The sequence below is a fragment of the Aporhodopirellula aestuarii genome, assembly GCF_023701485.1.
GTDB lineage: Bacteria > Planctomycetota > Planctomycetia > Pirellulales > Pirellulaceae > Rhodopirellula > Rhodopirellula aestuarii.
Map to the genome: position 1 here is coordinate 232,133 of NZ_JAMQBK010000031.1, position 13,402 is coordinate 245,534.

The window sequence follows — 13,402 nt, forward strand, 5'->3', positions numbered from 1 at the left end:
AGTTCATGACCCCATTCTGTTTCCCCGACGTCAAGAATAGAACGTTGGCGGATAGCAAATCCAACCTCCAAGTGCTTCTGGCTTGGACGCTTGGAGTGTTGCTCTGCACTGCCACCGTCGCTCAAGGAACCACACCCACCAACGTCACGCCCGCGCCTGGTGCATCCACAGCGGACGCGACCAATCCGGATCAATCGAGCCAGGATGCTGCCGCACCCGAATCGGATTTGCCATCGGTTGAAAAGAACGGAGACGCCCAACAGATTCTCGATGGCTGCGACGGACGCGAGCTTTCGGTGCGTAAGTTCAACCCGATCCCTCAGCTGAAAGTTGCCTCGACGCCGCTAACGCACGCCCGCTTTCCAGTCGTCGACGTGCACACACATATTTTTTATCGATTGCGTCACAACGAGGAAGCGCTCGATGACCTCGTCGCGATGATGGACCGCAACCGGATCGCGGTCTGCGCGTCGCTCGACGGGAAACTCGGTAGCCAACTCGACGAACACCTCGAACATCTGTGGTCGCGATACCGCGACCGTTTCGTTGTGTACGCCAACGTGGACTGGCAAGGCGATGGGGCGACGGACGATCCCGCCACGTGGGCCTGCCATCGCAAAGGCTTCGCCGAACGCACCGCCGAAAAACTCCGCATCGCGGTTTCTCGCGGCGTGTCAGGACTCAAGATTTTCAAACGGTTGGGATTGGGATATCGCAATCCTGACGGATCGCTGATCAAAATCGACGATCCACGCTGGGATCCGATCTGGGAGGTGTGCGGCGAGTTAGAGATCCCCGTGATCATTCACACCGCAGATCCGGCCGCTTTCTTTGAACCGATCGACTCTTCCAACGAACGCTGGGAAGAGTTATCCCGCCATCCAGACTGGAGCTTTCACGGCGACGAGTATCCTTCGCGTGATGAACTGCTGCAGGCCCGCAACCGCGTCATTGCCCGACACCCCAACACGCAGTTCATCGGCGCCCACATCGCTAACAATTCCGAAGACCTGCAGACGGTATCAATGTGGATGGAACGATACCCGAATCTATGGCTGGAGCCCGCATCGCGAATCAGCGAACTCGGCCGGCAACCTTACACATCGCGGGACTTCATCATCCGTTATGCCGATCGCATTTTATTTGGCACTGATGGCCCCTGGCCGGAAAAACGCTTAAACCTGTACTGGCGTTTCTTCGAGACCCGCGATGAGTACTTTCCGTACAGCGAAAAATCTCCGCCGCCACAAGGACTGTGGCAGATCTATGGCATCCATCTGCCCGACGAAGTGCTGCGGAAGATCTACTTTGAAAACGCCTCGAGGCTGATCCCCGGGGTGAAGTGGCGGATCGAGAAATTTCGCGAACTGGCTCAGTAGCGATTCAATCGCGTCGGTCATAACGCTTTTGCTTGACTCGCATCAACAACCCGATCTGGTGCTTTAGCGCCGGTTGAACGCGGTCATTGACCTTCACCCGCCGCGACTGGTCGGCGGGACCGACGACACCATGATTCAACTCGATGTCCAACCGCACGGTATCAAACCGCTGGAGTGATGGATCCGAGAACTCCAATCGCACGCACTGCGCGTCTTCTTTGGTCTCGCAAAACGCTTCCACTCCGCCGTCGGTTTCCGTTGACCATTGGTAGTGCCGCTCGTCGAGCAACGCCCGACGCAGATGGCCGAGCCCCGGGAATGCGGTCAATTCCACCGGCTCGAAATCCGAACCCTTCCGCGGCAACAGCATGACGTGATCCCCGAGCTGGATCGCGGTGATCGTCGTGGGGCCCCAAAATCGAGTTGTCGCTTCCAAACGGGTTCGGCGGACGTAGATACTCGACACTGCAAAGATGGCACCGCCGATCAAAATCGCCACCATCGACGCCCAAGCCTTCCATCCGAAGTGGACACGGGGGTCGTTGTACTTATCCGCGTGCGGGTCGCCGGTCGTTGTGGCGCCAGCGGGCAACGGGCGTTCGTCGGCGACAGGACTCTCGGTAGCGGGTGTGTCGGCAGAGGGTGAGTCAGACAAGGTGGGATCCGATAGGGCGGTAGATAGATTCGGTCGTATCGCTTGGAACCCGCGATAACGGTTAAGATAGGGCGCGACCGAGACACGCCTCGCATTCTTCCAATCACTCCGTTTTATCATACCTGCCGTGCCAATCCCTCCCCGCACCGAGTCCGCCGCCACCTCGACCGCCGACGCCTCCGTAATCACCGTTGAATTGGGAGATCGCAGCTACCCAATCGCCATCAACAGCGGCGAAACAGGCCTCGCCGACCAGGCAGGCTTCGCAGGCCACGCGCAAGCGGCATTAGGCGACTGCACTCACGCGATCATCATCCAAGACAAAGCCGTCGCCGATTCGGCCGGCGTGAAGATTGCGAAATCGCTCAAACAAATCGACCTCCGAGTCAGCGTGATCGAAGTGGCCTCGGGCGAAACGAGCAAATCGACCGACCGGATCGCCAAACTGTGGAATGAAATGCTGGACACCGCGGCCGACCGTCGCAGTGTCGTGATTGCCGTCGGTGGCGGAGTGATTGGTGACTTGGCCGGGTTCGCGGCGGCGACATTCACGCGTGGTTTGCGACTCGTTCAAGTTCCTACCACATTGCTAGCAATGGTCGACAGCAGTGTTGGAGGCAAAACGGGGATCAACCTCCCGGGTGGAAAAAACCTCGTCGGCGCATTTTGGCAACCTCATCTGGTTTGGATCGATACTGATTTCCTCAACACATTGCCGGAACGTGAATACATCAGCGGGCTGGCCGAGGTGATCAAGTATGGCGTCATCGAAGACGCCGAATTCTTTGAATACTTAGAAACGGACATGGCGGGAATTCTGCAGCGAGATCCCGTTCCGACTCGTCACGCGATCGCAAAGAGCTGCCAATCCAAGGCCCGCGTGGTGGCCGAGGACGAACGCGAAACAACCGGCCGCCGCGCGATTCTCAACTATGGCCACACGTTTGCCCACGCGATCGAATCCACCGCCGGTTACGGCGTGATGCTGCACGGCGAAGCGGTCGCGATCGGAATGCAAATGGCCGCCAACCTGAGCATCAACCTCGGCCGCTGCGACGAGCAGCTTCTGGAACGGCAAACCGAACTGCTCGCCGCCGCAAAACTGCCACTCACTTGGAAAGATGCCGACCCGAACGACATGATCGCGGTCATGGCTCGCGACAAAAAAGTCGCCCATGGAAAGCTGCGGTTTGTGCTACCGGACCGCATCGGCAACGTCGAACTCGTCGGCGACGTCCCCGCGCCTCAAGTCGTCGCTGCCATCAAAGCGTGTCGATAAAACTCCGGCGGTGTGCCGCGGGATGACGGCACGGGCAAATCAGCAGGGTGAAGAAGCGGGGCAGGGCAGGGCAGGGCAGACAACTCAGCCGCGAGGGTGTGCTGGAGCGTGACGCAAGACTCGTAGTTCGAGAACTGATCTTGCCGTCACGTCGGTTTTCTAGCTATCGCTGACTTCATAGCCTCGGCGTCGCCGCAGCTATCGAACTTGCTCATTGAACCGTTCCTTTACCCGTCACAACGGAAGCCGCACGATGCGTCGGTCCCCGCTGACTTATTTATCGCTCCAATTCCCGGCTCGTTCTGTGTGGACGTCAGGCGTCTGCGTGCTGCTTTTTGCCGCATTCGGACTCGTTTGCCCTGCCGTACCGGCGCAAACAATCGCTGCCCCATCCGGCGAATCCGGCCCCGCGAACACGGTCGTCTCGGAGCCCTATCTCGTGTTTGTTGCCGAAGAAGCGGCACATTTGCGCTGCGGCCCGTCAGGCGAATACTACCGCACCGATCCGCTGCGCCATGGTCAAGAACTCGAGGTTTACGTCGAAACCGAAGACGGCTGGCTAGGCGTTCGCCCGACCGAAGACAGCTTTTGCTGGATCCCAGCCGATGCGACTCAGTTAGTCCAGTCCGATCTGCCAGCGAACGTCAAACCTGACGCCATTGAAGCCGAAATCATCGAAGACAAGACGGTCGCCTGGATCGGCACCAATCTAGGACGGGCGCGTCGTTATCGCTGGCAAGTGCAGCTCGGCGAGGGCGAAATCGTCACGATCCTGGGTCGCAGCGAACGCGACGGCCCCGATGGCCCTCAGACCTGGTACCGAATCGTGCCACCCTCGGGCGAGTTTCGCTGGATCCATCAAGATCAAGTCGCCACGACGGCCGAAGAGTTGATCGCCAGTTTGCGAAACGAAGACTCCGGCGAACCCGTCGAATTCCTTCCCGCCGGCCCATCCTCGATCTCGAATCCAAGCGGCCGCGCCGACCGGATCGCCTCCGCATCACGCTCGGGTGCCGCCGGATCGGGACTACGCCGCGTCTCCGACGACCAGCCTTACCGAGAGAATTCGTCCGACGACGCCGAACGAAAACGGCTGGAATCACTTGCCGAAATCCGTCGACTCGATGAAATCGAACGGAACATCGAAGCCCGTCGCCGCAGCCGGTTTGATCGCGAATCAGACGACTCGAATTCCGGCAGTGCGATCGCCAGTGACTCCTCGTCCGCAAACGCCGAGCACATCGCCGGCCATGAATCTGACGCCCACCACCCGCGCAGTTTCTCGCAACGGGTGACCGATAGCATTTCATCGTTAATCGGTGGTCGCAAAACGGATGCTCAAGAACTCGAACCATCGACCCAGTCGAGCCGCCGGTTGCCGGACCTCGTTCCAATCGGCAGTGGATTGGCGTCTAACTATCACGCCCCTGCCGAAACTTACCCGAGCGAACCGATAGTCGAACCGACCGCCCCTGCCGCGGCAAATACCTTGGCTGAAGCCGCACCCGCGCCGAGCGTGACGTTGCAGACTCCTTCCGCATTGCCCAACGCCGCAACGCCGGCTCCCAAAACGGTCGCCGCGACGGCTCATCCTGAATTCCGTTCCGGAGAGTCTCAGATCGCCATCATGTCAGCACCTCGACTCGTCGCTCGCTCGGAAGCTCCTCTGACGTCGCCGAATTCGTTCGTGACACCTCGAAAACTTCGCACGATCACCGCGGCCCAAATCGAAGAGGTGCAGCAAGCGGTCGCATCCTCCTCGCCCGAGTCGCTGCCGATGATCATGTCCTCCTTGATGGCACGCGGGGCATCGGCCCCCGAAATTCGACTCGTCGCTGACGCCGCCCAGCGGTTCTCAATGCACGACCTCGCACAACGGGCGCGTGATTACGAATCGTTGGCCCGCCGCCGCGATGGTGATACCGTCGTATCGACACAGTATCTCGGCACCCCGAGCATGATCGCCAGCACGCCATCCTACCCGGTCGCGCCATCCTACCCGGTCACCCCCCACAGCTCGGCCGCCCCCGCCTATCCCGCACCGGCCTCTTCGCCGACGACCGGTGGCAACTTTGTCGCACGAACGGGTGGGCTGATTTTCAGTCAATCGACAAACGCGATCGTCCCCACCTCGCACACCGAAATCCAACCGATCGCCGCAGCTCCGACGGCTGGGTCGATCGACTCGCCAACGCCCGCGATGGAACAAAGCGGGACGCTCGTCGAGGTGTATTCCGCCGATCCCAACCGGCCCCCATACGCGATTACTGACCAAGGTGGTCAAACGCTCGCGTACGTCACTCCGGCTCCTGGAGTCGATCTGAAAAAGCACTTGGGCAGCCGAGTTCGCGTGCAGGGTGAAAGCGGATTTTTGCAAGGACTCGACACTCCTCACGTGCTGGCAACCGCCGCCGAGAGGCTTCTCCGCTAGCCGCGATATCGCCGCAGAAGCATTGACACTGAACCGGTCTTTCGATAGGTTCGATAGCACAGACTTCAGGCAAACCTTTGTTGGCCCGGGCCTTTTCGGTCCGGGCTAATTTTTTATCCCCTACTTCATGGTGGATAGACCTATGGTTGTGTTTGCAACGTCTTTTCCCCACAAATTCCAAGCCCTTTTCATCCTCGCCGCCCCTCTTTGTCGCCATGAACCCGCAAGACATTTTGCGTTACGTCGATTCGCTCCATCGCGACAGAAACATCGATCCGGAATTACTATTCCAAGCAATCGAATCTGCACTTCAGAGCGCCGCCAAACGCCAATACGGTGAAGACTCGGACGTCGTCGTTTCGATCAGCCGCGAGAACGGACAGATTTCCGCAACGCTCGAAGGCGAACCGCTCGGCGACGATCAAATCGGTCGTATTGGCGCCCAAACGGCGAAACAAGTCATCATCCAAAAGGTCCGCGAAGCAGAGCGTGACGCGTTGATGATCGAGTACCGCGACCAGATCGGTGAGATCGTCAGCGGCATGATCGGACGCGCCGATGGCGGCGTGGCGACCGTGAATCTCGGTAACGTCGAAGCCATCCTGCCACGCAGCGAACAGATCCCCGGCGAAAGCCTCCACGCCAACGAACGCGTCCGCGCGATCGTTTACGAAGTGCGTCCTCAAGGCGGAAACCGCGTCCGCGTCGTGCTCAGCCGCACCCGCCCGCAGTTCGTCCAACGTCTGTTTGAACAGGAAATCCCGGAACTCAACGACGAAGTCATCGCGATCAAGTCGATTTCCCGCGAACCGGGTTACCGCAGCAAAGTCGCCGTTAGCAGCGACGACGTGAACATCGACCCGATCTCGGTGTGCGTCGGCTACCGCGGCAGTCGCATCAAAGCCGTCCGCGAAGAACTCGCCGGCGAACACATCGACGTCGTCCGCTACGACAGCAACCCGGAAGTCCTGATCCCGAACGCGTTGCAGCCTGCCGAAGTCGACCAGGTCCTGCTCTGCGACATGATCGGCCGCGCAATCGTACTGGTCAAAGAAGACCAATTGTCGCTCGCCATCGGCCGCCGCGGACAAAACGTGCGGCTTGCTAGCAAACTGTGCGGTTGGGACATTGAAATCATGACCGGCTCGGAACTCGAGGAACAAATCGAGCGAGCCGTGGCCGGATTCAGCCAAATCCCTGGTATCAGCGAAGAGATCGCACAATCGCTCGTCGAGCAAGGCTACCTCTCCTACGACGACTTGTCGGTGATCGAGCCTGACCAATTCGCTGAAATGGCGGGCTTGACCGAAGAGCAAGTCGATCAAATCGTTGAAATCGCCGAAGCCAAGGCGGAAGAAGCCGAGCGAGCGGCAGCCGACGAACGCCGCGCCCGCCGCGAAAACGAAAAACTCGATCGCGATCGAGCCGAAATCGAAGCGAAAATGCCGGCATCTGAAAAGACTGCCCCAGACGCTGACGCGACCGAGACGACGGCGGAATCCACCGATGCAGAACCATCGGCGGAATCGCCTGAACCGGCAATTACAAACGCCAATAGCGACGAAACGGCGTCCGAACCCGCTTCGGCTCCGGAAGCGAATGAGGAATCTTTAGCCGCGGCAGAAACGCCTTCGGAAGAGCCCGCAGCGGTCGGAGAATCGACCTCCGAAGGCGAATCCGAGAAAGATTCCGGAGGAAACGCGTAAGACTAACGAGGAAGCCGTTTTCATATTTCCTCGCTTTGCGTTATCCTATCGTCTCCGCGTTCGGGCATCCGTGCCTTTCACGGACAGTCCATTTTTTTGACCGCTATGAAATTCCCCGGCATTGTGACGGATTCCAAACCTCGATTCCACGTTCGGCCACTCACGTGAGCCCTCCCCTGGATGACGCGTTTGGGACCAGACTTAATGTCGATGGAGGTCTTTTTATGCGATTTTGAACAAAACAAAATGAAGCCGAGCAGCCCGAGCGGGGCCGTCGGACTTCATCTATCGAATTTGACAGGATCCCCCCCCAGTGCCAGTACGCATTTACGCGCTTGCCAAAGAACTCGACCTCGACAGCAAAGATCTCGTTGATCTGGTGAAGAAAGCCGGAATCACCGGCAAAGGCTCTGCGCTAGCAAGTCTCACCGACGACGAAGCCCGACAAGTACGCGATTCCATTTCGAGTGCCTCCAAGGCGGCGCCAAAGCCCGCCCCTGCCGCCACGGCAACCAAAGAAGCACCGACGCAACCGGTCGCCCCGGTTCGCGATTTGGACCGCTCCTCCCTCCGGCGTCCTCCCGCCATCCAACTCGGGCGTCCCAAGACGCGCGAAAGCGCCCCACCGGAAAGCTCCGAGCCCAAGCGTCCGGCTCCGGTCCTGCGTGCCCCGGTACTCAAACCAGCTGCGCCGCCCCGCCCTGCCGAACCCGCCGAACCGAGTTCGCCTAAGCCGGAAGTGCGTCTCAAAGACGTCATGCCTGCGGCTCGACAAGACAAACCCGCCTCGCAAGAGCCAGCGGCCGGTGCACCCGCCGCCCAAACTCCCGCGCCCAAACCGCCAGCCAGCGGTAACGAACAGGGTGCGTCTCCTGCAGCACCTGCCGGCGGAATGGCCAGCCGAATCGCCGACCGCATGGCCAGCAATTCGGGCGGACGCGTGGTCCCCAATCGTCCGGGTGAACCGGTACGTCGTGAAATGCACACCGGCGGCGGTAAAATGCGTTCGCTCGATCGCACCTCCGGCCGCTCCGGTGGCGATAAACCCGCCGAAGGTGGCAAGGCTCGCAAACGCGAACCACGTATCAAAGTCAACCTCGCCCAGCTGCCCAGCGCTCCCGCGCCGACAGCACCTGTCTCGAACACAGGGCCTGCCCAAAAGCCTGACATCAAGCTGACCCGCGACGTCATCGAAGGCCACAAACAAGGCATGAAGGCACCTTTGGCGCGGCTCGAAAAAGACGACGCCGAAAAGAAACGCGTCAAGAAAGAAGGCACCGCCGTCGGTGACTTCGCCGGCCGCAAAAAGATTGTCGACGAAGACGAAAAACCACGTGGCAAAAAAGGCCTCGCGGGAATGGCCAGTGCCCGCGCCGAACGTGCCCGCGGAGGCGGTGGCCGACGCGTTATCGGAACAGGCGACAACGACCGCAGCCAAATGCGTCGCAATCGCCCACGGATCCGACGCAAAGGCACTAATACCGCTGCCCCGCGGAAAGAACGCGTGCAGCTCGAACTTCCGTGCACGGTGCGCACGTTCTGCGAAGCCTCCGGTGTGTCGATGTCCGACGTCATGAAAACCCTCATGGGGATGGGCATGATGATCAACATCAACTCCGAAATGGACCTCGAAACAGCCGAACTGATTGCGACCGAACTCGGCGTCGATATCGAGCTCAAAGCCGCCGAATCGCTCGAAGATGAGCTGATCACGGAAATCGAAACCCAAGAGGACACCGCCGAGTCGCTTGTCCCTCGTGCTCCGATCGTGACCTTCCTCGGCCACGTCGACCACGGCAAAACCAGCCTGCTCGACTACCTGATCAACATCAACGTTGCCAGGGGCGAAGCCGGCGGGATCACCCAACACATTCGTGCTTACAACGTCGACAAAGACGGTCGTAGCGTCACGTTTGTCGATACGCCGGGTCACGAAGCGTTTACCGAAATGCGTGCCCGTGGTGCCAACGTCACCGACATCGCGGTGCTCGTCGTCGCCGCTGACGACGGAATCATGCCTCAAACCGAAGAGGCAATCAGCCACGCCAAGGCAGCCGAAGTGCCGATCGTGGTTGCACTCAACAAGATCGATCTCGAAGGCGTCGATGCCAACCGCGTCATGACGCAATTGACCGAACACGGCCTGACCCCGAGTGAGTGGGGCGGTGATGTCGAAGTCGTCAAAACCAGTGCCACGACCGGCGAGGGCATGGACGAGTTGCTCGAAACGCTGCTCACCATCGCCGAATTGAACGAGTTCAGCGCGAACCCCGAACGTTCAGCGTACGGCGTTTGCCTGGAAGCGGAACAACACGGTGACAAGGGTGTCGTCGCGAAGATGGTCGTCCAAAACGGAACACTCCGTGTCGGCGACATCATCGTTTGCGGTCCCGCTCACGGTCGTGTGCGAGCATTGCAAAACCCACTGACGGGCAAGACGATCACCGAGGCCGGACCGAGCATGCCGGTCAGCTTGACCGGACTGGACACACCTCCCGGTGCGGGCGACCGTTTCCACGTGCTTAAAGACATCACGCAGGCACGTGAGATCGCGGGCAGCCGCGAAGACGAGTTCAGCCGTCAGTCACTCTCGGGAATCACCACGAAGGTCTCGTTCGATACGTTCCAAGACATGCTTGCCGGCGGTACGCTCGGCGGCGAAGAACGTGCCAAGTTGAACTTGATCATTCGCGCCGACGCCCGTGGTTCGCTCGAAGCGATCGACAAGGAACTCAGCAAATTCGATCACCCCGAAGTCGAACTGCGTGTCCTCCAACGTGCAGTGGGCGGCATCTCGCTCGCCGACGTTACCTTGGCGAGTGCCTCCGACGCGGTGATCCTCGGATTCAACGTGATCCCGGATGACAAGGCACGCCAACTCGCCGATCAACGTGACATCGAGATCCGTCGCTACAACGTCATCTACAAACTCACCGATGACATCCGCATGATGATCGAAGGCCGCCTCAAACCCGAGGAACGTGTCGTCGAACTCGGGCGAGCGTTGGTCAAACAGGTCTTCTCGATCAGTCGCGTGGGAACCATCGCGGGTTGCTACGTCGCCCAAGGTTCGATCGTCCGTGGTTGCCGCATCCGCGTCAGCCGCGACGGCCGTGTGATCGGGGAATACCCACTCGACACGCTGCGTCGGATCAAAGAAGACGTCAAAGAGGTGCCACGTGGCATGGAGTGCGGCATCCGGCTGTCCGGTTTCAACGACATCAAACAGGACGATGTTCTCGAAGCCTATCGCATCGAAGAGGTCGCACGAAAGCTCGACTGATCGCGTCAGCGTCTCATGACCGAGCCACGTGAACGTTTCGCGAAACTGACGCTTCCCTCACCACCACATTCGTGGTGGTTTCGATTTTTCCGAGCAACAGACGCGTCTTCCGTGGCCGAGCAGATCGCCCCCGTGGCCGTTGCCGCCGTTTTCAGGCTCTGTTCAGGCTCCGGTAGCCGCACCCTATTCTACGCCCACACTCCTCACTCCTCACTCCTCAGCCTTCCTGTGTCCAGTCGTCGCCAACTCAAAGCCGCCGAAGCAATCCGCGAAGTCGTTGCCACTTCTGTTTTGACCGATATCCGAGACCCACGCGTCCGTGACGTCACGATCATCTCCGTCAGCGTCTCCCCCGATATGCGTGAAGCCAAGGTTTCCGTCAGCGTCATGGGGGATGAAGCCCAAAAACAACTTTCGATTCGCGGATTACAGAACTCCGCCGGATTTTTGCAAAGTAAAATTGCAAACCGGCTCGACACGCGGTACACCCCGCGACTGTCCTTCGAGCTCGACAAAGGCCAAGAGAATGCACTCGCAGTCTCGGAAATCTTGGCTCGAATTGCCGCCGAACAAAGCGGGGAAACTCCCGCCGAGACGCCTCCGACACCCACGTCAACGCAATCGCACGCCGAAACGGACGCCTCATCCTCTGAAGACATGTCGACCGAAGACGAGCATCCCCAAGACGAGCCAACCAAAGACGACAGCGGGCTCCAATCCTAACAGCGTTCAATCCATCGCGTGAACGCCCCCGCTGACCTCAGCCACCTGAACACCGAACTCCTATAGTCTATGTCCGCCACCAATCGCTCCAAACTCATCGCCAAGCTGCACGCAGCACTCAAGAAAAACTACAGCGTCCCACCGGCGAGCCCCTCTCGCCCTCTGCTTGAGCATGCACTCTACGCTTGCCTTCTCGAAGATTGCCCCAGTGAATTGGCTGACGAAGGCCTCGCTAAACTCGAGCAAGACTACTTCGATTGGAATGAAGTCCGTGTCACGACCGTCACGGAACTTTCGGACGTCCTTTCGAGCTTGCCCGATCCGACGAAAGCTGCCACCCGGCTGAAGTCGAACCTGCAATCCATTTTTGAAGAGTTTTACTCCTTCGATCTCGACCATCTGAAGAAAGAGAACCTCGGCAAAGCGGTTGCGAAGTTCGAAAAACTTCCGGGCATGACGCCGTTCGTGCTCAGTTACATCATCCAACACGGTCTCGGCGGTCACTCGATCCCGATCGACTATTCCGCGATGGTGATCATGCTCGTCAGCGGAATCGCAAGCCAAGCCGAAGCAGCCGACGGACGCGTTCCCGGCCTCGAACGGGCGATCCCCAAGAGCAAAGGCGTCGAGTTCGCAAACCTCCTGCACCAACCCGCCGTCGCGCTGCTGATGGACCCGTCGGACAAGACCGCTCGGGCGATGCTCGAGTCGGTCGCCAAGGGCAGTTCCGCTGAACTCGACGAGTGGCTCGTCAGCAAGAAAGCCGCCAAGAAACGCGTCGCCAAACGGAAAGCGGAAGAACGAGAGCACGCAAAGCAAGAAGCCGAAGCTGCCGCCGTCGCCGAACCTGTCGCAAAAGCCCCAGCGGGCAAGAAGAAACCGATCCGATCGGCCGCCAAAGCCACTTCGACGACCAACAAACCGAAGGCCGCCAAGAAAGCCGCGACGCCGAAAGCAAGCGAAGTAAAAGCGGAAGCGAAACCCGCCGCCGAAGAAGCCAAACCGAGCAAGCCCAAAAAGAGCGCCAAGAAGTCGGCGAGCAAGAAGACTGCTGAAACCACCACCAAAAAGAAAGGTGATGCCGGCGTCGCAGAGGCAGCAGACACGAAGAAATCCACGACAAGCGGCGGCAAGAAAGCTGCCAATCGTAAACTGACCAAACGAAAACCACGCTAAGTTTTCTAAACCGAAGGAATCACGGAAATGGCAGGGCACTCAAAATGGGCCAACATCCAACACCGCAAAGGTCGTGTTGACGCAGCTCGCGGAAAACAGTGGAGCAAACTCAGCAAAGCGATCATCGTCGCCGCCAAAACAGGTGGCGGTGACCCTGCGGCCAACATCCGTCTTCGCAAAGCGATCGACGACGCCAAAGCCGTCTCGATGCCCAAAGACAACATCGAACGCGCGATCAAACGCGGCACCGGTGAACTCGGTGGTGACGCCGTCGAAGAAGTCCTTTACGAAGGCTACGGCCCCGGCGGTGTGGCCGTGATGTGCTCGGCATTGACCGATAATCGCAATCGCACGACCCCCGAACTACGCACCCTGTTCGGAAAACACGGCGGTGAACTCGGTAAGACCGGCTGCGTTTCGTACCTCTTCGAACGCAAAGGCCTCTTCATTTTCCCCGCCGGTACCGATGAAGAACGCGTTACCGAAATCGCGTTGGAAAACGGCGCCGAAGATGTCGAACCCGACGACGACGGCCAAATCCAGGTCACCTGTGCCCCCGAAAATTTTGACGGCCTCTCCGACGCGTTTGACGCCGCCGAAATCGAAGCTGACGTTCGGGAAGTCACTCAGATCGCGTCGACCAATGTCGATCTGGACAAATCGGTAGCCGGCCAAGTGATGTCATTGCTGGAAGTCCTTGACGACCACGACGACATTCAAACCGTCAGCACCAACGCAAACTTCCCCGAAGACAACGACTGAAGACTCTC

9 protein-coding genes are annotated in these 13,402 nt (G+C 59.3%); 8 read left to right on the top strand and 1 reads right to left on the bottom strand.

Translation table 11 applies throughout. The features are described from left to right. Nucleotides 1-5 precede the first annotated feature (5 nt). Nucleotides 6-1,379 (top strand): amidohydrolase family protein, encoded by a 1,374-nt coding sequence (locus NB063_RS12705; RefSeq protein ID WP_250929097.1) that lies wholly within the window; start codon nucleotides 6-8, stop codon nucleotides 1,377-1,379. A 4-nt stretch (nucleotides 1,380-1,383) separates the two neighbouring features. On the opposite strand, the gene NB063_RS12710 is transcribed toward NB063_RS12705, so the two are convergent. Further along, complete coding sequence (locus NB063_RS12710; protein ID WP_250929098.1) at nucleotides 1,384-2,034, bottom strand: hypothetical protein; 651 nt, start codon at nucleotides 2,032-2,034, stop codon at nucleotides 1,384-1,386. A gap of 127 nt (nucleotides 2,035-2,161) precedes the next feature. On the opposite strand from NB063_RS12710, the gene aroB reads away from it, so the two are divergent. The 7 genes from aroB to NB063_RS12745 all read left to right on the top strand — a co-directional run bounded on the left by aroB (nucleotide 2,162) and on the right by NB063_RS12745 (nucleotide 13,394). Beyond that, a complete protein-coding gene (aroB, locus tag NB063_RS12715) occupies nucleotides 2,162-3,313 on the top strand; it encodes a 3-dehydroquinate synthase (protein ID WP_250929099.1) in 1,152 nt (383 codons plus the stop codon). A gap of 253 nt (nucleotides 3,314-3,566) precedes the next feature. Beyond that, nucleotides 3,567-5,744 (top strand): SH3 domain-containing protein, encoded by a 2,178-nt coding sequence (locus tag NB063_RS12720; protein WP_250929100.1) that lies wholly within the window; start codon nucleotides 3,567-3,569, stop codon nucleotides 5,742-5,744. A gap of 215 nt (nucleotides 5,745-5,959) precedes the next feature. Then, nucleotides 5,960-7,450, top strand: a complete 1,491-nt coding sequence (nusA, locus tag NB063_RS12725; protein WP_250929101.1) for a transcription termination factor NusA — start codon at nucleotides 5,960-5,962, stop codon at nucleotides 7,448-7,450. A gap of 313 nt (nucleotides 7,451-7,763) precedes the next feature. Beyond that, nucleotides 7,764-10,733, top strand: coding sequence for a translation initiation factor IF-2 (infB, locus tag NB063_RS12730; RefSeq protein WP_250929102.1), 2,970 nt, complete (start codon nucleotides 7,764-7,766; stop codon nucleotides 10,731-10,733). A gap of 228 nt (nucleotides 10,734-10,961) precedes the next feature. After that, a complete protein-coding gene (gene rbfA / locus NB063_RS12735) occupies nucleotides 10,962-11,456 on the top strand; it encodes a 30S ribosome-binding factor RbfA (protein ID WP_250929103.1) in 495 nt (164 codons plus the stop codon). A gap of 69 nt (nucleotides 11,457-11,525) precedes the next feature. Further along, nucleotides 11,526-12,632, top strand: a complete 1,107-nt coding sequence (locus tag NB063_RS12740) for a hypothetical protein (RefSeq protein WP_250929104.1) — start codon at nucleotides 11,526-11,528, stop codon at nucleotides 12,630-12,632. Between the two features lie 27 nt (nucleotides 12,633-12,659). Further along, nucleotides 12,660-13,394, top strand: coding sequence for a YebC/PmpR family DNA-binding transcriptional regulator (locus NB063_RS12745; protein ID WP_250929105.1), 735 nt, complete (start codon nucleotides 12,660-12,662; stop codon nucleotides 13,392-13,394). The last annotated feature ends 8 nt before the right edge of the window (nucleotides 13,395-13,402 follow it).